The 19,450-nt window shown below is 67.9% G+C and carries 20 protein-coding genes and 1 tRNA gene; 9 read left to right on the top strand and 12 right to left on the bottom strand.

What is annotated here, in order from left to right; translation table 11 throughout:
- Positions 1-1,620 carry an urea ABC transporter permease subunit UrtB gene (gene urtB, locus VL15_RS35710; RefSeq protein WP_053077769.1) on the bottom strand — a complete coding sequence of 540 codons (1,620 nt, stop codon included), beginning with the start codon at positions 1,618-1,620 and terminating at the stop codon, positions 1-3.
- A gap of 142 nt (positions 1,621-1,762) precedes the next feature.
- Positions 1,763-3,070 (bottom strand): urea ABC transporter substrate-binding protein, encoded by a 1,308-nt coding sequence (gene urtA, locus VL15_RS35705; protein WP_048251494.1) that lies wholly within the window; start codon positions 3,068-3,070, stop codon positions 1,763-1,765.
- A gap of 307 nt (positions 3,071-3,377) precedes the next feature.
- Between urtA and VL15_RS35700 the strand changes: the two genes are divergently transcribed.
- A complete protein-coding gene (locus VL15_RS35700; protein ID WP_048251493.1) occupies positions 3,378-4,706 on the top strand; it encodes an aspartate aminotransferase family protein in 1,329 nt (442 codons plus the stop codon).
- 84 nt (positions 4,707-4,790) lie between these two features.
- Here the strand turns inward: VL15_RS35700 and VL15_RS35695 are convergent, their stop codons facing one another.
- From VL15_RS35695 to hemN, 4 genes are all read right to left on the bottom strand, one after another.
- Positions 4,791-5,114 (bottom strand): rhodanese-like domain-containing protein, encoded by a 324-nt coding sequence (locus VL15_RS35695; protein ID WP_048251492.1) that lies wholly within the window; start codon positions 5,112-5,114, stop codon positions 4,791-4,793.
- A 14-nt stretch (positions 5,115-5,128) separates the two neighbouring features.
- Positions 5,129-5,785, bottom strand: coding sequence for a protein-L-isoaspartate O-methyltransferase family protein (locus VL15_RS35690; protein WP_048251491.1), 657 nt, complete (start codon positions 5,783-5,785; stop codon positions 5,129-5,131).
- Between the two features lie 104 nt (positions 5,786-5,889).
- Positions 5,890-6,147, bottom strand: a complete 258-nt coding sequence (locus VL15_RS35685) for a hypothetical protein (protein WP_048251490.1) — start codon at positions 6,145-6,147, stop codon at positions 5,890-5,892.
- Positions 6,148-6,219: 72 nt separating this feature from the next.
- Complete coding sequence (gene hemN, locus VL15_RS35680) at positions 6,220-7,611, bottom strand: oxygen-independent coproporphyrinogen III oxidase (RefSeq protein WP_048251489.1); 1,392 nt, start codon at positions 7,609-7,611, stop codon at positions 6,220-6,222.
- A gap of 172 nt (positions 7,612-7,783) precedes the next feature.
- Here hemN and VL15_RS35675 point away from each other — a divergent pair, with 172 nt between their 5' ends.
- The 3 genes from VL15_RS35675 to VL15_RS35665 all read left to right on the top strand — a co-directional run bounded on the left by VL15_RS35675 (position 7,784) and on the right by VL15_RS35665 (position 9,589).
- The gene (locus tag VL15_RS35675; protein ID WP_048251539.1) at positions 7,784-8,101 is read left to right on the top strand and encodes a YkgJ family cysteine cluster protein; all 318 of its coding nucleotides are present in this window, start codon (positions 7,784-7,786) and stop codon (positions 8,099-8,101) included.
- Entirely contained in the window at positions 8,098-8,679 is a 582-nt protein-coding gene (locus VL15_RS35670) for a DUF1439 domain-containing protein (protein ID WP_048251488.1), read from the top strand. The genes VL15_RS35675 and VL15_RS35670 overlap by 4 nt, the downstream gene beginning before the upstream one ends.
- Before the next feature lie 79 nt (positions 8,680-8,758).
- The gene (locus VL15_RS35665) at positions 8,759-9,589 is read left to right on the top strand and encodes an undecaprenyl-diphosphate phosphatase (RefSeq protein WP_048251487.1); all 831 of its coding nucleotides are present in this window, start codon (positions 8,759-8,761) and stop codon (positions 9,587-9,589) included.
- A 116-nt stretch (positions 9,590-9,705) separates the two neighbouring features.
- On the opposite strand, the gene trmB is transcribed toward VL15_RS35665, so the two are convergent.
- Positions 9,706-10,473: a tRNA (guanosine(46)-N7)-methyltransferase TrmB gene (gene trmB, locus VL15_RS35660; protein WP_048251486.1), complete on the bottom strand. Its 768-nt coding sequence runs from the start codon at positions 10,471-10,473 to the stop codon at positions 9,706-9,708.
- 133 nt (positions 10,474-10,606) lie between these two features.
- Positions 10,607-10,681: transfer RNA gene (locus tag VL15_RS35655), tRNA-Gly, on the bottom strand.
- A 336-nt stretch (positions 10,682-11,017) separates the two neighbouring features.
- On the opposite strand from VL15_RS35655, the gene VL15_RS35650 reads away from it, so the two are divergent.
- Positions 11,018-11,362, top strand: a complete 345-nt coding sequence (locus VL15_RS35650; RefSeq protein WP_047900015.1) for a cupin domain-containing protein — start codon at positions 11,018-11,020, stop codon at positions 11,360-11,362.
- A gap of 390 nt (positions 11,363-11,752) precedes the next feature.
- The gene (locus VL15_RS35645) at positions 11,753-12,913 is read left to right on the top strand and encodes an enolase C-terminal domain-like protein (RefSeq protein WP_048251485.1); all 1,161 of its coding nucleotides are present in this window, start codon (positions 11,753-11,755) and stop codon (positions 12,911-12,913) included.
- Positions 12,914-12,916: 3 nt separating this feature from the next.
- Here the strand turns inward: VL15_RS35645 and VL15_RS35640 are convergent, their stop codons facing one another.
- The gene (locus tag VL15_RS35640; RefSeq protein ID WP_048251484.1) at positions 12,917-13,543 is read right to left on the bottom strand and encodes a LysE/ArgO family amino acid transporter; all 627 of its coding nucleotides are present in this window, start codon (positions 13,541-13,543) and stop codon (positions 12,917-12,919) included.
- A gap of 101 nt (positions 13,544-13,644) precedes the next feature.
- A complete protein-coding gene (locus VL15_RS35635) occupies positions 13,645-14,574 on the bottom strand; it encodes a LysR substrate-binding domain-containing protein (protein WP_048251483.1) in 930 nt (309 codons plus the stop codon).
- A gap of 171 nt (positions 14,575-14,745) precedes the next feature.
- Here VL15_RS35635 and VL15_RS35630 point away from each other — a divergent pair, with 171 nt between their 5' ends.
- From VL15_RS35630 to scpB, 3 genes are all read left to right on the top strand, one after another.
- Entirely contained in the window at positions 14,746-16,068 is a 1,323-nt protein-coding gene (locus VL15_RS35630) for an MFS transporter (protein WP_048251482.1), read from the top strand.
- A 62-nt stretch (positions 16,069-16,130) separates the two neighbouring features.
- Positions 16,131-17,354, top strand: coding sequence for a CaiB/BaiF CoA transferase family protein (locus VL15_RS35625; protein WP_048251538.1), 1,224 nt, complete (start codon positions 16,131-16,133; stop codon positions 17,352-17,354).
- Positions 17,351-18,160, top strand: a complete 810-nt coding sequence (gene scpB / locus VL15_RS35620; protein ID WP_048251481.1) for a methylmalonyl-CoA decarboxylase — start codon at positions 17,351-17,353, stop codon at positions 18,158-18,160. Before VL15_RS35625 ends, scpB begins: the two co-directional genes overlap by 4 nt.
- A 29-nt stretch (positions 18,161-18,189) precedes the next feature.
- Here the strand turns inward: scpB and VL15_RS35615 are convergent, their stop codons facing one another.
- Together VL15_RS35615 and VL15_RS35610 are read right to left on the bottom strand one after the other, a co-directional pair.
- Complete coding sequence (locus tag VL15_RS35615) at positions 18,190-18,732, bottom strand: chromate transporter (protein WP_048251480.1); 543 nt, start codon at positions 18,730-18,732, stop codon at positions 18,190-18,192.
- Positions 18,729-19,340, bottom strand: a complete 612-nt coding sequence (locus VL15_RS35610; RefSeq protein WP_048251479.1) for a chromate transporter — start codon at positions 19,338-19,340, stop codon at positions 18,729-18,731. Before VL15_RS35610 ends, VL15_RS35615 begins: the two co-directional genes overlap by 4 nt.
- Between the last annotated feature and the right edge of the window lie 110 nt (positions 19,341-19,450).

The following is a 19,450-nucleotide window of genomic DNA, read 5'->3' as shown; positions in this document are numbered from 1 at the left end:
TCATGCCTCCGCGCTGCGGCCCTTCGGGGCGAACATGCCCTGCGGACGTTTCTGGATGAACAGCACGATCATCACGAGCACCGCGATCTTCGCGAGCACGGCGCCCCAGAACGGCTCGATCGCCTTGCTCGCGAGGCCGAGCCCGAAGCCGCCCAGCACGGTGCCGGCGATCTGCCCGACGCCGCCGAGCACGACCGCCATGAACGAATCGATGATGTAGTTCTGGCCGAGGTCGGGCCCCACGTTGCCGATCTGCGATAGCGCGCAGCCGCCGAGGCCGGCGATGCCCGCGCCGAACGCGAACGCATACGCGTCGACGCGCGCGGTCTTCACGCCGACGCACGCGGCCATCCGGCGGTTCTGCGTGACCGCGCGCACGAACAGGCCGAGCCGCGTCTTCGTCAGGACGGCCCACGCGACGAACACCACCGCGAGCGCGAACGCGAGGATCGCGAGCCGGTTGTACGGCAGGATCAGGTTCTGCATCACGGTCACGCCGCCGCTCATCCACGACGGGTTCACGACCTGCACGTTCTGCGCGCCGAACAGCATGCGCGTCGCCTGGATCAGGATCAGGCTCACGCCGAAGGTCGCGAGCAGCGTCTCGAGCGGGCGGCCGTACAGGTGGCGCAGCACGAGCCGTTCGAGCACGATGCCGACGAGCGCGGCCGCCGCGAATGAAGCGGGAACGGCGACGAGCGGATACCAGTCGAACGCGGCCGGCGCATAGCGCTGGATCAGCGTCTGCACGACATAGGTTGCGTACGCACCGATCATCAGGAATTCGCCGTGCGCCATGTTGATCACGCCGATCAGCCCGTACGTGATCGCGAGGCCGAGCGCGGCGAGCAGCAGCACGCTGCCGAGCGACAGTCCCGCGAACAGCGTGCCGACGATCTCGCCGCGGCGCTGCAGCCCGTGCAGTGCGTCGAGCCCCTGCTGCGCGGCGTCGCGCACGCGCGCGTCGGGTTCCGCGTAGCTGCCGTCGGCGTTCTTCGCGACGAGCGGGCGCAACTGTTCGATCATGTCGAGATCATGGCGCGCGGCCACCACCTGCACGGCTTCGAGACGCTTCGCGGGGTCGCCGTCGTGCAGCGCGGCGATCGCCCACAGGGCGTCGAGGCGGCGCTTCAGCGCGGGATCGGTTTCCTTCGCGCGGGCGCGGTCGATCATCGGCTTGAGCGCCGGGTCCGGCGACTTCAGCAGCGCATCGATCGCGTCGCGTCGCGCGGCGACGTCGGGCGATGCGAGCGCGAGCCCCGACAGCGCACCCGAGATCTTCGTGCGCAGCAGGTTGTTCAGCATCACGGGCTGCGCGTCGCCTGCCGGCGTCGCGGCCTGCGTGAGCGCGTCGTGCGCGGTGTCGCCGGTCTGGATCAGCAGGCGGCCGTCGCCGGTCGCGAACGCATCGCCGGTCGACAGCGCGTTGAGCAGCGCGACCGCGCGCGGATCGGTATCGGCGGCGAGCCGTTCGATCGCGGTCGTCTTCGCGTCGAAGTCGTCGCCGGCGAGCGCGGCGGTATCGGCGGCCGTCAGCGCGAACGCGGCACGCGGCAACCCGCCCGCGAGAGCGGCGCACGCGACGATCGCGACGGCGGCTCGGCGAAAGCGTATAGGCATCGGGAAATCCTGTCGGGCGTGGGAAAGCGAATTCATGCGGCGTTGCGCCGGCGATTGCGGTTCGTCACGGCAATCGCGGCCCGCGCATCCGCACCTGCGAACGAGCGGGGCATCGCGCCGGTGCGCGACGCCCCGCATCGCGTCAGGCGAGCGCTGCGCGCTGCCGGCGCAGGAACGACGGGATCGACGTGACGATGTCCGGCTTGCCCTGGTTGCCCGCGATGAACGGGCTCCACGGCTGCGCGCGCACCGCGGTCTTGGTCTTCCACACGACGTTGAATTGCCCGTCGCCGCGGATTTCGCCGATCATCACCGGCTTGTGCAGGTGGTGGTTGCCGTCCATCGCGAGCGTGAAGCCCGACGGCGCGGCGACGCTCTGGCCGATCATCGCGACGCGCACCTTGTCGACGTCGGTGCTCTTCGCCTTCTCGACGGCCTGCTTCCACATATGGATGCCGACGTAGGTCGCTTCCATCGGGTCGTTGGTCACGCGCTTCGTGCCGCCCGGCAGGTTGTTCGCCTTCACCCACGCGGCGAACTGGTCCTTGAACTTCGTATTGGTCGGGTTCTTCACCGACATGAAGTAGTTCCACGCGGCGAGGTGGCCGACGAGCGGCTTCGTGTCGATCCCGCGCAGTTCTTCCTCGCCGACCGAGAACGCGACGACCGGCACGTCGGTCGCCTTGATCCCCTGGTTGCCGAGTTCCTTGTAGAACGGCACGTTCGAGTCGCCGTTGATCGTCGAGATCACGGTCGTCTTGCCGCCCTGCGAGAAGGTCTTGATGTTCGCGACGATGGTCTGGTAATCGCTGTGGCCGAACGGTGTGTAGACCTCCTGAATGTCCGCGTCCTTCACGCCTTTCGATTTCAGGAACGCGCGCAGGATCTTGTTGGTCGTGCGCGGATACACGTAGTCGGTGCCGAGCAGGAAGAAGCGCTTCGCGCCGCCGCCTTCGGCGCTCATCAGGTACTCGACGGCCGGAATCGCCTGCTGGTTCGGCGCGGCACCCGTGTAGAACACGTTGCGCGACATTTCCTCGCCTTCGTACTGCACCGGGTAGTAGAGCAGCCCGTTCAGTTCCTCGAACACCGGCAGCACGGACTTGCGCGACACCGACGTCCAGCAGCCGAACACGCACGCGACCTTGTCCTGCGTGAGCAGCTGGCGCGCCTTCTCGGCGAACAGCGGCCAGTTCGACGCGGGATCGACCACCACGGGCTCGAGCTTGCGGCCCATCACGCCGCCGTTCTTGTTGATGTCGGCGATCGTCATCAGCGCGGTGTCCTTCAGCGACGTTTCGGAGATCGCCATCGTGCCCGACAGCGAGTGCAGGATGCCGACCTTGATCGGGCCGGTGCCCGCATCGGCCGCGTGCACGAACGGACTCTTGCCCGCCAGCGCGAGCGCACCGGCCATCGAACCGAACTTCAACAGACTGCGACGTTTCATCGGGATCCCCTTGTCATGTTGGATAGGCGTGCGCCGTAACGGCGCCGGCCATGGGGTAACGCAAGGCATGTGCCAGTCGCGCGGATGCACGTCCGGCGTGCCTGCGCGGGGCGATGGGGTGGTGCGCGTGATGCGTCGTGCAGCATGCGCGGTCCGTTGCGGTGCAGGTTCGCGGGCGCAAATGGTGCACGATTGTGGTTCCCCGTTCCGGTGCTTACACTCGGTGTTCGGTCTGCCATGCCCCCTGTCTTCGCATCACGCCGGTGCAGCGCCACGCGGCGCCGTCCGAACCCACCGAGGAGCCACCATGAGTCAACCGCAAGCGAACAAGCCCGACCTGTCGGCGTTCTGGATGCCGTTTACCGCCAACCGCCAGTTCAAGGACGCGCCGCGGCTGCTGGTGTCCGCGAAAGGGATGTACTACACGTCGCACGACGGCCGGCGCATACTCGACGGCACCGCGGGGCTCTGGTGCGTGAACGCCGGGCACTGCCGCGACGAGATCGTCGCGGCGATCAAGGCGCAGGCCGAGGAGATGGATTTCGCGCCGACCTTCCAGATGGGCCACCCGAAGGCGTTCGAAGCGGCGACGCGCATCGCGCGCCATACGCCGGCCGGCCTCGACCACATCTTCTTCACGAACTCGGGTTCGGAGGCGGTCGACACCGCGCTGAAGATCGCGCTCGCGTATCACCGCGCGCGCGGCGAAGCGCAGCGCACGCGCTTCATCGGCCGCGAGCGCGGTTATCACGGCGTCGGCTTCGGCGGCATCTCGGTCGGCGGGATCGCGCCGAACCGCAAGGCGTATTCGGGCGCGCTGCTGCCGTCGGTCGACCACCTGCCGCATACGCTGAACATCAAGGAAGCCGCGTTCTCGAAGGGGCAGCCGGCGTGGGGCGCGCACCTCGCCGACGAACTGGAACGGATCGTCGCGCTGCACGATGCATCGACGATCGCCGCGGTGATCGTCGAGCCGGTCGCGGGGTCGACGGGCGTGCTGATCCCGCCGAAGGGTTATCTCGAACGGTTGCGCGAGCTGTGCGACAAGCACGGCATCCTGCTGATCTTCGACGAGGTCATCACGGGCTGGGGGCGGCTCGGTGCGCCGTTCGCCGCGCAGTACTTCAACGTGACGCCCGACCTGCTGACGATGGCGAAAGGCACGAACAACGCGGCCGTGCCGATGGGCGCGGTCGCGGCGAGCGACGCCATTCACGACACGATCGTGAGCGGCGCGCCGGCCGGCATCGAGCTGTTCCATGGCTATACGTATTCGGGGCACCCGCTCGCGGCGGCCGCCGCGTGCGCGACGCTCGACCTGTACGAGCGCGAGCGGCTGTTCGAGCGCGCCGCGCAGATGGCGCCCGTGTTCGAGCGCGAGATCCACAAGCTGAAGGACACACGGCACGTGATCGACGTGCGCAATCTTGGCCTCGTCGGCGGCGTCGAGCTGGCGCCGCGCGACGGCAAGCCGGGCGCACGCGCGTACGACGTGTTCGTCAAGTGCTACCAGAAGGGCGCGATGATCCGCTATACGGGCGACATCCTCGCGTTCTCGCCGCCGCTCATCATCGACGACGCGCAGATCACCGAGCTGTTCGCGATCGTCGCCGACGCGCTGAAGGAAACGGAATAGGGCGGGAAAGAGAAACGGGCGCGCAATGCGCGCCCGTTCGGCGGATCAGTATGGCTGGCGACGCGTGATGCGCCGCCGGAAAGATCAGTAACGCGGCACGGCCGGATCGACGTCGCGCGACCACGCGTCGATACCGCCCTGCAGGTTGTACAGCTTCGTGAAGCCGCGCGATTCGAGGAACATCGCGACCTGCGCGCTGCGCATGCCGTGATGGCACACGCAGACGATTTCCGCTTCGTCGTCGAGCTCTTCGCTGCGCGCGGGGATCTGCTGCATCGGGATCGATACGCTGCCGGCGATCTGCGCGGTCGCGATTTCCCACGGCTCGCGCACGTCGAGCACGACCGGCGCGGGGCGCGCCGTGTCGCCGAGCCATTCCGCGAGCATCGCGGGTGTCAGGATCTGCATGGAGGCTCCGCCGCTCAGAACTTGAAGCGCGACGGTTCGATCGCGTTGACGAGGTGGTCGATGTAGGTTTCGAACACGTCGGCGACGCGGTACTGCTTGTCGTCGATGCGCGTGATGATCTGCGCCTTCATCACCGGACGGCCGCCGACGAACGCCGACAGGCGGCCGCCGACCTTCAGCTGTTCGAGCATTTCCTGCGGCACGACGGGCAGGCCGCCCGCGACGCAGATCACGTCGTACGGCGCCTTGCCGGCCCAGCCGCGCGAACCGTCGCCGAGCACGACTTCCGCGTTGGTCACGCCGTCGTTGCGGAGGTTGTCTTCCGCGAACTTCGCGATCGCCGGATCGATTTCGACCGCCGTCACGTGCTGCGCGCGATGGGCGAACAGCGCAGCCAGGTAGCCCGAGCCCGCGCCGATCAGCAGTACGTTCTCGTGCTTCTTGACCGTCAGTTCCTGCAGCACGCGCGCTTCGACGCGCGGGAACAGCATCTTGCTGCGACCGCCGGGCAGCGGCAGTTCGAGGTCGGCGAACGCGATATCGCGGTATTCGGCCGGCACGTAGTTTTCACGCTTGACGATCGACAGCAGGCCCAGGACGTCGAGATCCAGCACGTCCCACGGCCGGATCTGTTGTTCGATCATGTTGAAACGCGCGTTTTCGATATTCATGGTGTGGTCACGCAGCCTGGTCGGCCATCAGCGGGGATAGAGAAACTTCGTGATTGTACCAAACGGGGCGGCCGCCAAGCCTTCAGGCGGCCTGCAACAGACCTTTACCCCTTGCTCTTCTTGATCTGCGCCTCGAATGCGAGGTCGAGCTTGCTCGCCTTGCGCGGCTTTTTGGGGCCGAATTCGTCGACGAACTTGACGAACTCGTCGAGCGGCAGCGGCTCGCAGCGCTTTTCGCTGGTGCCGCCGGAGCGGTCGACGAGATAGAACAGGCCGCCCGCCATCGCGACGGCCGCGAATTGCGGGTTGCCGGAGCGGGTTTTCAGGCGTTCGACCGCGTAGGTCGCTTTGGTGGTGCGCATCGTGCGGGTTCTGGCGGAGCGTGAACTCCACACTGTATCAAACCGGCCGCCCGCGTGCGGCCGGCCAGGGCGTCAGACCGTGCGCGAGTAGCGTTGCCGCGGCGTTTGGCCGAGATACGCGTCGAACGCCATCGCGATGTTGCGCACGACCATCCGGCCGGCCGGATGGATCGTCAGGCGGTCGCGCGCGATCGTCAGCAGCCCGTCGCGCTCGAACGGGCGCAGCGCGTCGAGCTCGCGCGCGAAATGATCGGCGAAGCGGATGCCGTGCGCGGCCTCCACATGCGAGAACGGCAGTTCGAGGTTGCACATCAGTTGCGTGATCACGTCGCGGCGCAGCCGGTCGTCGGGCGTGAGCCGCACGCCGCGTGCGATCGGCAGCCGGCCCGCGTCGAGCGCGGCGCCGTACGCGGGCAGATCCTTCGCGTTCTGCGCGTAGACGTCGCCGACCTTGCCGATCGACGACACGCCGAACCCGACGAGGTCGGTATCCGCGCGCGTGCTGTAGCCCTGGAAATTGCGCTGCAGCGTGCCGTTGCGCTGCGCGCGCACGAGCTCGTCGGACGGCCGCGCGAAGTGGTCCATCCCGATGTACACGTAGCCGGCCGACGTCAGCATGTCGATCGCGAGGCCGAGCAGCGCGATGCGCGTGGCGGGCGGCGGCAGCGTCGCGTCGTCGATCTGCCGCTGCATCTTGAACAGGTGCGGCATGTGTGCGTAGCCGAACACCGACAGCCGGTCGGGCGCGAGTTCGATGATCGTTTCGAGCGTGCGCGCGAACACGGCGACCGTCTGGTGCGGCAGGCCGTAGATCAGGTCGACGCTGACCGAATGGAAGCCCGTCGCGCGCGCGGCGCCGAGCAGGTCGGCCGTCATCGCGAGCGGCTGGATGCGGTTGATCGCCTGCTGCACGACCGGATCGAAATCCTGCACGCCGAGGCTCAGCCGGTTGAAGCCGATCGTGCGCAGGTGCACGAGCGTCGCCGGCGTGACCGTGCGCGGGTCGATCTCGATCGAGAACTCGGCGTCGGCGTCCGGCGCGAGCGCGAAGTGCTCGCGGGTGGCCGCCATCAACTCGGCGGTTTCGTCGTCGGACAGGAAGGTCGGCGTGCCGCCGCCCCAGTGCAGTTGCGTGACTGGGCGCGCCGGATCGAACAACGCGGCCTGCAGCGCCATCTCGCGCTTGAGCTGGTCGAGATACGGGCGCGCGCGGCGGTGGTTGTTGGTCGCGATCTTGTTGCACCCGCAGTAGAAGCACGCGGTGTTGCAGAACGGGATGTGGACGTACAGCGACAGCTCGCTCGACGATGCGCCGGGGTCGCTTGCCGCACGCGCGTAGTCGGCCGGGTCGAAATCGTCGCGAAACTGCAGCGCGGTGGGGTATGACGTATAGCGCGGCCCGTTCGCGCCGTATTTCGCGAGCAAATCGGGACGGAACATTGTGTCGGCAGAACCAGAACTCATGACGGTCTCGCGCTTTTTAGATGCTTTCGAGTATATAAACGCGCGATTCGGCTGCATTGTGTAATAACGTCGCAGCCGGCGATGGCACAATGCGGGGTGGGGCCGCCGGACGCCGCGTCCGGTTGCCGCACCGTTTTTGTTGTTTGTCCGAGAGAGCCGAGTGTCCGTCGAAATGCCTGTCCACCCGGCGCCCGCCGTTGTTCCGCCGCCGCATGCGTGCCGCGAGGGCTGCGGCGCGTGCTGCATCGCGCCGTCGATTTCCAGCCCGATTCCGGGCATGCCGGACGGCAAGCCGGCCGGCGTGCGCTGCGTGCAGCTCGGCGACGACCTGCGCTGCCGGATCTTCGGCCAGCCCGAGCGGCCTGCGTGCTGTTCCGGGCTGCAGCCGTCAGCCGACATGTGCGGCGCGTCGCGCGACGACGCGCTCGCGTGGCTCACGCGCCTCGAGGCGGCGACGCAGCCGTCGCAACCAGGAGATTGTTCAGCATGACCGCACCTTGCGCGCCTGGCCGGCGCCGTTTTCTCGCCGTCTCCGTCGGCGCCATCGGCGTGACGCTTTCGCTTGCCGCCTGCGCGTCGACGTTTCCGTTCATCCCCGATCACTACACGTTTTCGCGCGGCGACGTGCAGAAAGCCGTCGCGCGCAAGTTTCCGTACCAGAAGACGGTCGCGCAGGTCGTCGACGTGTCGCTCGCGAACCCGGCCGTCAACCTGCTGCCCGACCAGAACCGCGTCGCCGTGCAGCTCGACGCGCATTTCGCGAGCCCGTTCCTGCGCGCGCCCGTCAGCGGCAAGTTCACCGTGTCGGGCCAGCTCGCGTATGACGCGCCGAGCCGCTCGGTCGTGCTGAAGGCGCCGGCCGTCGACAGCCTCGTGCTCGACGGCGATGCCCAGATGTACGCGCAGCAGGTCGGCGCGGCCGCCGGCCTGCTCGCGACGCAGGTGCTGACCAACTATCCGATCTACACGTTCAAGCCCGAACAACTGCAATTTGCCGGCGTGAACTACGAACCCGGTACAATTACGATTCTTACAAACGGCATACGCGTGGCGATCGTCGAAAAATGACGACGTACCGCGCGCGGCCGGGCGGGCCGCGCGTGGAGAGGTGGCCCTTTCTTACGACCATTTCGGAGTTGGGCCACGAATGGACTGGATCCTGATCTGCAAGGCATTGATCCTCGGCGTCGTCGAGGGGCTGACGGAATTCCTGCCGGTGTCGAGCACCGGCCACCTGATCGTCGCGGGCAGCTTCCTGAATTTCAACGATTCGCACGCGAAGACCTTCGACGTCGTGATCCAGTTCGGTGCGATCCTCGCGGTCTGCTGGGAGTACCGGCAACGGATCGCGTCCATCGTGTCCGGGCTGCCGAGCCGGTCCGACGCGCGGCGCTTCACGCTGAACGTCGTGATCGCGACGATTCCCGCGGTCGCGCTCGGCCTCCTGTTCGAGAAGAAGATCAAGGCCGTGCTGTTCTCGCCGGTGCCCGTCGCGTTCGCGCTCGTCGTCGGCGGCGCGATCATCCTGTGGGCCGAGGCGCGGCAGCGCGAACGCCGCGAGCCGCCGCGCGTGGTATCGGTCGATGCGCTGACGCCGCTCGATGCGCTCAAGGTCGGCCTCGCGCAGTGCTTCGCGCTGGTGCCCGGCATGTCGCGGTCGGGTTCGACGATCATCGGCGGGATGCTGTTCGGCCTCGACCGGCGCGTCGCGACCGAATTCTCGTTCTTCCTCGCGATTCCGATCATCTTCGGCGCGACGCTCTATGAAACCGTCAAGGACTGGCAGGCGTTCACCGTCGATTCGCTCGGCCTGTTCGCACTCGGGCTCGTCGCGGCATTCGTCAGCGCGTTCGTGTGCGTGCGCTGGCTGCTGCGCTACGTCGCGACGCACGACTTCACGGTGTTCGCGTGGTACCGGATCGCGTTCGGGCTGTTCGTGCTGCTGGTCGGCTACAGCGGCTGGCTGAACTGGGCGTGATGGCAACCCGGAGGCGAGTGGGCTTCCCATAAGGAAACACGGCCCGATCGGCAGATGCCGGTCGGGCCGTTTTGTCATCCGGGGCAGGGCGACGTGCGCTGCCGCGGCGGAATGTTTCAGCCTGCGCGCTTGCGGAATACGAGGTCCCACACGCCGTGGCCGAGTCGCAGCCCGCGCCGTTCGAACTTCGTCACCGGGCGGTAGTCGGGGCGCGGCGCGTAGTCGGCGGCCGTGTTCTCGAGCGTCGGCTCCGCGCCGAGCACTTCCAGCATCTGTTCCGCGTAGTTCTGCCAGTCGGTCGCGCAGTGCAGGTACGCACCGGGCTTCAGGCGCGACGCGAGATGCGCGACCAGCGGCGGCTGGATCAGCCGGCGCTTGTGGTGACGCGCCTTGTGCCACGGATCGGGGAAGAAGATGTGCACGCCGTCGAGGCTTTCCGGCGCGAGCATGTGCTCGAGCACTTCAACAGCGTCGTGCTGGATGATGCGGATGTTCGGCAGGTTCTGCTCGCCGATCAGCTTCAGTAGCGCGCCGACACCCGGTTCGTGCACCTCGACGCCGAGGAAGTCGTCGCCGGGCCGGTGCGCGGCGATTTCCGCGGTCGATGCGCCCATCCCGAAGCCGATCTCGAGGATGCGCGGCGCGCTGCGGCCGAACACCGCATTCCAGTCGGGCATCTCCGGCGCATACGGGACGACGAAGCGCGGGCCGAATTCGTCGAGCGCGCGGCGCTGGCCGGTCGATACGCGGCCTGCGCGCGTGACGAAGCTGCGGATGCGGCGGTGGTGCAGCGGGTTGACTTCGTCGGCGCCGTCGGCGGCTTCGTCGGGAATGGCGTCGTCGTGCGGCGGCAGGCCGGCTTCGTTCGGATCGTCGTGCATCATCGGTACAGAGAAAGGCTCGGTTGCGGGCGAGGGCCCGATGCGCGCAGCAGTGCGCGCGGTGAACCGGCACATGGTACAAAAAAGCCGCCTTCGACGAGGCGGCTTATGCGCAGGCTGCCGTGCAGCCGGAAAGTGGAGCGGGCGATGGGAATCGAACCCACGTCATCAGCTTGGGAAGCTGAGGTAATGGCCATTATACGACGCCCGCAGAACGCGCAATTCTACAGGGGTTCGGGTGGGGATGGCAAGCGGGTGGTTTGGGGCGGCGGCAGCGAAACTGGCATGGCTGGATTGTGTGGGGGGGTGTCGCCGAGAATGGGCGTCAAAGATCGGCCAAAAACGGTCCGTCGACGCAATTTGCTCGACGGGTTGAATCCGCAAATCGCCGGGGCCATTCCTCCCGAGCCAGGGGGCAACGAACTGGCAGCGCGCTTGCAGGCGAGTCGGTGTCGAAAATAGACGAGTCGGTGTCGGAAGCATGCAAGTCCCGGCAACGCTTTCGAACTAACGTGACGGACCACTTACCCGATCGTTTGGAGCTGACATGTCCGATTTCATAACCGTATTGCGCGAAACCTGCCCGACTCCGGTCCTTGACGCGACCAAGTGGAAGCGCATCGGCGGCGATCCGCACACCGTGAACCTCAACGCTTACGTTTCCAAGGACGGCAGCAAGATCATGGGCACTTGGATCTGCACGCCGGGCAAGTTCGAGGTGAACTACGAGAAATGGGAGTTCTGCCACTTCCTCGACGGCTACTGCATTATCACGCCGGAAGGCGAGGAGTCGGTGCACCTGAAAGCCGGCGATGTGTTCGTGATTGAACCCGGAATGAAAGGGACCTGGGAAGTGGTGGAGACGGTGCGCAAGTACTTCGTCTTCGCCTGAGCGGGCCTGTAGATTCGACCACGCATATCGTCGTCGCCTGGATACCTTCCCGGTTCGCGGCCTCTATCATCGCGGCCCTTGCATGTTGCAAGGGCCCATACACATCAAAAACAAGACGACGCCCGCAGAACGCGTGATTCGACACGGAACACACCGAAATGGCAACGGGGCGATTCTGGCGGGATGAACGGCCGCCGTGTTCGCCGTATCGGCTCGCGGTATCTTCACCGTGATCCAGGCCGACTTGTCTGCGACTGCATAGCCGCGGCGGCGCGATCGCCGACACTGGTAATGAGCGCCTGCAACGGGCGCACCGACGCCTATGATGCAGCAGTCCGCCCACCGTTCCGGCTATCCGCATGCGCCGGACGTACCACCGGAATCCCGACCATGCGCATCACCGCCATCCACGAACGCACGATTCCCGTTTCCCGTTACGCGGATCAAACCATTCCATCCGGCGGCCTGACGACGAGTGTCGTCGCGGTCGTCACCGATGTCGTGCGCGACGGCCGCTTCGTGACGGGCTACGGCTACGCATCGGTCGGCCGCTTCGCACAGGGTGGCCTGATCCGCGAACGGTTCGCGCCGCGCCTGCTGGCCGCCGCCGACACGCTCGCCGACGAAGCCGGCACGAACCTCGACCCGTTCCGCGCATGGCGCGCGATGATGGCCGGCGAGAAACCCGGCGGACACGGCGAACGATGCGTGGCGATCGGCACGCTCGACATGGCGATCTGGGACGCCGCCGCAAAAATCGCCGGCCTGCCGCTTCATCGCTTTCTCGCCGACCGGCTCGGGCGCACCACCGAACCGCGCGTGCGCGTGTATGCGGGCGGCGGCTACCGCTATCCGGATGACGATCTCGCGCGCCTGTCGGACGAGATGCGTCGTATCGTCGATCTCGGCTACACGCACGCGAAGATCAAGATCGGCGGCGCGGATCTCGATCAGGACAGACGCCGCATCGAAGTCGCCGCTGCCCAGCTTGCCGACAGTTCGCATCTCGCGGTCGACGCGATGAACACGTACGACGCGACGACCGCGCAAGCCGCCGCAACGATGCTCGCACCGTTCGACCTCTGGTGGTTCGAGGACATTTGCGACCCGCTCGATCTGCCGCTCCAGGCGGACCTAGCCGCGCGATACGCACCGCCGATCGCAGCCGGCGAAGCGCTGTTCTCGCTCTCGGAAGCGAAGCTGCTCGACCGTTACGGTGGGATGCGCCACGACCGCGACGTGCTCGTGTTCGATCCCGTGCATTGCTACGGGCTGCCGGGTTATCTGCAGATCGTCGAGCACTTCGTGTCGCGCGGCTGGCGGCGCGACGCGTTCTGGCCGCATGGCGGCCATCTGTTCTCGCTGCACGTCGTGGCGGCGCTCGGGCTCGGCGGCGCGGAGGTCAATCCATTCGCATTCCATCCGTTCAGCGGACTGGCCGATGGCGCAACCGTCGACGCCGGGTACGCGGCCGTACCGCAGGCGCCGGGTATCGGCTTCGAGCTTCATCGCGAAGCGCACGACGCGTTTCGCAACGTAGCGGGGCGCTGACGCCTAAAGCGCGTCGATCGCGAAACGCACCGCGAAGCCGAGCATCATCACCGCCACGAAGAAATCGAGCACACGCCACGCCAGCGTGCGAGCGAACCACGCGCGGCATGCGCGCGCACCGTAGGCGAGTATCAGGAACCACGCAAGCGAAGCCGTCATCGCGCCGATCGCGAACGGCGCCTGTGCGGACGGCGTGTGGCTCACGATCACGGTGCCGAGCAGCAGCACGGTGTCGATCCACGCATATGGATTGAGCAGCGAGACGGCGGCGGTCGCGAGCACCGTGCGCGACAGCGTGGGCTCGCGGCCTGCGGGTGAACCGTCGACGTGCTCCGGCTGCCGTCGCACGATCGCCGAGCGTAGCGCGAGCAGGCCATAACCGGCGAGATACGCAATGCCGGCCCATAACGCCGCGGACACCACACCGGGATGCCTCGACAGCAGCGACGACAGCCCCTGCGCGCCGAGCGCGATCAGCAGCGCATCGCTGCCTGCGCAGACGAGGGCAATGGAGAGCAGATGGGGGCTCGAGATCGAGCGCTTGATGACGAATGCGTCCTTCGGGCCGACCGACGTGAACAGACCGGCGCCAAGCAGGAGGCCTTCGATGAAGGCGGAGGTGTCGAGCACGAGCGGGCCGACAACCTCTTAAGCTGAACCGGTGATGGTTACGATGGGAGCAACGTTAAGGGGCGCCGAGGGGCGTTGTCAATGCCCCCGCGCCGCGCCGGTCACGCGCGGCGGGGATGGCCGTCCGCCCACTCCGGCCGCCGCCCGAGCGCGTCGAACAACCGCACGATCTCGGCCTTCACCTTCTGCACCGCATTGCTGACGAGCGCCGTATCGTGCCAGCACAGCGACAGGTCGCGCGCGAACAGCCGGTGCGCAACCGTCGACAGCTTGAGCTTGCGCTCCTCGATCTCGACGTGCGCGGCCGTCCACGGCAGGATGGTCACGCCGAGTTGCGCCATTACGGCCGCGAACAGCAGCCCGGTCGAGCTGGCCTCGAAGCTGATCTCGTACGACAGTCCGGCCTCGCGCATCGCCCAGTCGACACGGTTGCGGATCGTGTTCGGCGCGCTCGGCAGCACGAGCGGCATGCGTGCGATCGCGTCGAGCGGCACGGGATCGTCCGGCACCGGAAACTCGGGCCACGTGATCAGGTACAGCGTTTCCGTCAGCAGCCGGTGGATCGCGATGCCGCGCGCGTCGACCGCGTCGACGACGATCGCGAGATCGAGCCGCGTGCGTTCGAGCAGCGTGTCGAGATCGGCGCTCGGCGCCTCGATCAGCTCCAGCATGATGCCCGGATAACGGTCGCGCACCGCGCGTGCGAGCGGAATCGCCAGTACGCGCGCGGTGCTCGACGGCATGCCGACCGTCACGCGACCCTGCGGCGTTTCGGCGTCGCGGCGCAGCAGTTCGCGCGTGCCGTCGGCCTGGCGCAGCAGCTCGAGCGCGTGCTGGTACAGCGTGCGGCCGGCGGCGGTCGGCGCGACGCCGCGCACGCTCCGTTCGAGCAACTGCATCCCGAGATCACGTTCGAGATTGCGCACCTGCTGGCTCACCGCGGGCTGCGCGACATGCAGTGCCTCGCTCGCATGCGTGACGTTGCCGCATTCGACGACCTTCACGAAATAGCGCAACTGTCTCAAGTCCATCGCCGCCGTCTCCTCGATTCAAGCCATAAGCCAATCCGATCGAGCAAGATGAATATCATATTTTTCTCCGATCGATGGTGTTTCTATACTCGTCACACAAAAGAGCCAGCCTGCCGGCCATCCCGGACCGGACGCGGCAAAAGTGCCGGCCGCGCCGGCAAGGAGACGAAGATGTTCAAGGCGATCGACGCGCCGGCGGCCGGCGCGAAGCCGCGGCGCACGCCGCTCACGCGCGAGCAGGTCAAGGGCTTCTGGGCCGTGTACGCGGGCTGGGTGCTCGACGGCGTGGACTCGGTGATCTACGCGCTCGTGCTGATTCCCGCGCTGACCGAACTGCTGCCGGCATCCGGCATCGCGGCGACGCCCGCGAATCTCGGGATGTACGGCTCGATCCTGTTCGCGCTGTTCCTGATCGGCTGGGGGCTGTCGTTCATCTGGGGGCCGCTCGCCGACCGCTTCGGCCGCGTGCGCACGCTCGCCGCGAGCATTCTGATCTATTCGGTATTCACCGGCGCGGCTGCATTCGTGCACGACGTATGGGCGCTGGCCGCGTGCCGGTTGCTCGCCGGGATCGGCGTCGGTGGCGAATGGGCGCTCGCGGGCACCTACGTCGCGGAGAGCTGGCCGGAAGACCGTCGCAAGATGGGCGCCGGCTACCTGCAGACGGGCTACTACTTCGGCTTCTTTATCGCGGCGTGCCTGAACTACACGATCGGCGCGACCTACGGCTGGCGCGCGATGTTCCTGTGCGGGCTCGCTCCCGCGCTGCTCGCGGTGTTCACCGTGATGCGCGTAAAGGAACCGGGGCAGTGGCGCCGGCACGACGCGCGAGACGGCGACGTGGCCGACGCGCGGCGTGCGCATCCGCTGCGCGAGATCTTCGCGCCGGCCTTCCTGCGCCGCACGCTGACGAGCGCGAGCCTCGTCGGCGTCGCGATCGTCGGGCTGTGGGCCGGCTCCGTCTACGAGGCGAGCGCGGTCACCACGCTGGCGGCGCGCGCGGGCATCGACCACCTCGGCGCGTTGCGGCTCGCGTCGGTCGGCGCGGCGATCCTGTCGTGCGCGACGATCGCCGGCTGCCTGGTCGCGCCGTGGCTCTCGGAGCGGCTCGGCCGCCGCACGGCGCTCGGCGTGTATTTCGCGGGCATGGCCGGTGCGATCGTCTTCGCGTTCGGCTGGGCGTTCTACCAGCCGAACGGGCTCACGGCATTCATGGTTTCGCTCGCGTTCCTCGGTTTCTTCGGCGGCAACTTCGCGATCTTCTCGCTGTGGCTGCCCGAGCAGTATCCGACGCGCGTGCGGGCCACCGCGTTCGCGTTCAACGCGTCGGCCGGCCGCTTCATCGGCGCGGGCGTGAACTTCCTGCTCGGCGCCGCGATTCACGGCTACGGTTCGCTCGGCGTGCCGGTCGCGTGGACCGCGGCCGTGTTCGGGCTCGGCATCCTGATCCTGCCGTTCGCGGTCGAAACGCGTCATCAGACGCTGCCCGAATGAGCGGCGCGCCGCGATCGTTCGGCAACACGCAACATCCAGTCAAGCAATATCAGGAGTCCGGAATGAAGGCATTACAAGGAATCAAGGTCGTCGATCTGAGTCGCGCGCTGTCGGGGCCGTTCTGCTCGATGGTGCTCGCCGATCTCGGCGCCGACGTGATCAAGGTCGAGTCGGGACCGAACGGCGACATGAGCCGCGCATGGGGGCCGTTCGATCGCGGCGTGAGCACGTACTACCTGTCCTGCAACCGCAACAAGCGCGGCATCTGCGTGGATTTCCGGCAACCGGCCGGTATCGACGTCGTGCGCCGGCTGATCGCGCAGGCCGACGTCGTAATCGAGAATTTCAAGGCCGGCACGATGGACGCGATGGGGCTCGGTTATGCCGCGCTTAGCGCGCGCGATCCGCGGCTCGTGATGGGCAGCGTCACCGCGTTCGGCCCGCGCGGCCCGCTGCGCGACTGGCCAGGCTTCGACCAGATCGCGCAGGGTTATGCGGGGCTGATGAGCCTCACCGGCTTCCCGGACGGCGAGCCGACCCGCACCGGCACCGCGATCGGTGATCTCAGCTCGGGGATGTGGGTCGCGACCGGCGTGCTGGCCGCGCTGTTCGAGCGCGAGCGCACGGGGCGCGGCCAGCATGTGGGCACGTCGCTGCTCGAAAGCCTCGTCGCGCTGCTGAGCGTGCATGGGCAACGCTATCTGAGCCTCGGCGACGTGCCGCGCCGCACCGGCAATGCGCATGCGGTGATCGCGCCGTACGGCGTGTTCGAGACGGCCGACGGGCCGCTCAACCTCGCACCGATCACGACCGACATGTGGTTGCGGCTGTGTCAGTTGCTGGAGCTGCCCGACCTGCCGAACGATCCGCGCTTCGCGACCAACGACGCGCGCGTCGAGCACCGCGACGCGTTGAAGGCGCTGCTCGAAAGCCGGCTGCGCACGCGCGGCAAGCGCGAATGGACGCAGCGTTTCGTCGAAGCCGGGCTGCCGGCCGGGCCGATCAACACGCTCGACGAAGTGTTCGCCGATCCGCAGCTCGCGCACTGCGGGCTGGTCGAACCGGTCGCGCATCCGACGCTCGGCGCGCTGCGCCAGGTCGTCACGCCGCTCGGCGGGATGGGCGACGACATGCCGGCACCGCGCACGCGCCATGCGCCGCCGCTGCTCGGCGAGCATACGGTCGACGTGCTGCGCGAGGCCGGCTACGATGACGGCGCGATCGACGCGCTGCTGGCCGAGCGCGCGATCTTTCAGGCGGAAGCGGAGGCGGAGGCCGTGCAATGACCGACATGACGAAACAGGAAAGCGCGTCAAGCGTGACGGTCGACATGGTCGACGAGCGGATCGCGCGCGTGCGGTTCTCGAATCCGGCGCGGCGTCACGCGCTCGACGCACCGTTGCTCGATGCGCTGGTCGCGCGTCTCGATGCGCTGGCCGAGCGCCGTCCGCCGCCCGTCGTGATCCTGTCGAACGACGGCAGCGGCGACGTGTGGAGCGCCGGGCACGACTTGCGCGAACTGGCCGACGACCGCGACCCGCTCGCATACGGCAAGCCGCTCGAACGCGCGCTGCGGCGTGTGCGCACTTATCCGGGCGCGGTGATCGCGGCTGTGTCGGGGTCGGCGTGGGGTGGGGCAGTTGATCTCGTGATGAGCTGCGATCTCGTCGTCGCGGCGCGCGATGCGCGTTTCGCGATGACGCCCGCGAACATCGGGCTGCCGTATTCGACGAGCGGCCTGCTGCGTTTCTACGACAACCTGCCGATCCACGTGCTGAAGGAAATGTTCTTCTGCGCGCAGCCGCTCGATGCGGAGCGCGCCGCGCATCACGGGCTCGTGAACCGGCTGGCCGAAGCGGGCGGCGTCGACGATGCGGCGCTCGACGTCGCGCGCACGATTGCCGCGAAGGCGCCGCTCGCAGTGTACGCCGTGAAGGAGCAGTTGCGCGTGCTGCAGGACGCGCGGCCGTTGCCCGCCGACGCGTTCGAACGGATTGCCGAGCTGCGCCGGCACGCGTGCGAAGGCGCGGATTTCGACGAAGGGCTGCGCGCGTTTGCGGAGCGCCGCGCGCCGGTGTTCAACGGCGCCTAGGCGTCCGGATGTCCGAGCGGCGGCGTGCGCTACGCGCCGCCGATCGCGTGCACGCCGACGAGCAGCAGCGCGCCGATCGCGATCAGCAGCAGCGCGTGAACGCGCGTGACCATCACGCACACCGTCGACGCGATCGCGATCGCGCGCGCGGCCCAGCCGCCGTCGAGCGCCTGCAGCAGCACCCACACCGACGCGAGGATCATGCCGGCCGCGACCGGGCGCAGCCCGGCTTCGAGCGCGATCTGCCAGCGCGCGCCCTGGTGCCGCCGCCACAGGTGCGCGACGCCGTAGATCAGGAACGCGGTCGGGCCGAACAGCGCGAGGGTCGCGATCACCGCCCCCCAGAAGCCGGCCACCTGCCAGCCGATCAGCGTCGCCAGCAGCGAGCCGGGGCCCGGCGCCATCCGCGCGATCGCGAAGTCGTTCACGAATTGCGTGGCGGTCATCCAGTGATGCACGTCGACGACCTGCCGCTGGATGTCGGCGATGATCGCTTGTCCGCCGCCGATCGTCGCGATCGACAGCGGCGCGAACACGCCGAACAGCGCGGCGTAGCGTTGCGATGCGGTCATCGCGTGTCGCTCCCGGCCGGCGCGGCGGCGGCGCGGCGGTATTCGAGCGCGACGCTCAGCGCGCCGCCGATCAGCACGGTCCACACGAGCGGCCAGTGCAGCACGGCAACCGACACGAAGGTGAGCGCCATCACCGCGAACGGCAGCGTGCGGCGCGGCAGCCGGCGCACGGCCGTGATCGCCATCGAGATCGACAACCCGATCGCCGCGGCTGCCGCGCCGGCGAGCGCGACATGCGTGAGCGGGAAGCGCGTGAGGGTCGAGAATACGATGCCGAACAGGACGATCAGCACGGCCGGCGGCGCGATGATGCCGGTGAAGCCGGCCACCGCGCCGCGCCATCCGGCGAGCCGGTAGCCGATCCAGATCGCGAGGTTCTTCACATTGACGCCCGGCAACGCCTGCGACAGCGCGAGGCCGTTGAGGAACGCTTCTTCGTCGAGCCAGCGCCGTTCGTACACGAAGTCGCGCATCATCCGCCCGCTCAGCCCGCCGCCGAAGCTGGTCAGGCCGATCTGCGCGAACGCGATGAAGAGGGCGAGGATGCCGGGCGGCGGCGCATCGCCTGCGGGCGGCGCCGGCGGGGTGGGTGCGGAGGGCGGGGGCATCGGTCAGGCGGCGCGTGGCGATTGGGCGGGCGCCCATGTTAGCAAGCGGCACCTGTCAGCACGCTGACATCGGTGCGGTGCCGGCATGTCGAACACCCGCGGCCGATTCG

Origin of the sequence: Burkholderia cepacia (assembly GCF_001039005.1) — a bacterium.
Lineage (GTDB): Bacteria > Pseudomonadota > Gammaproteobacteria > Burkholderiales > Burkholderiaceae > Burkholderia > Burkholderia theae.
The sequence above is the reverse complement of the archived record's forward strand: the minus strand, read 5'-3'. Positions and strand labels throughout refer to the sequence as shown.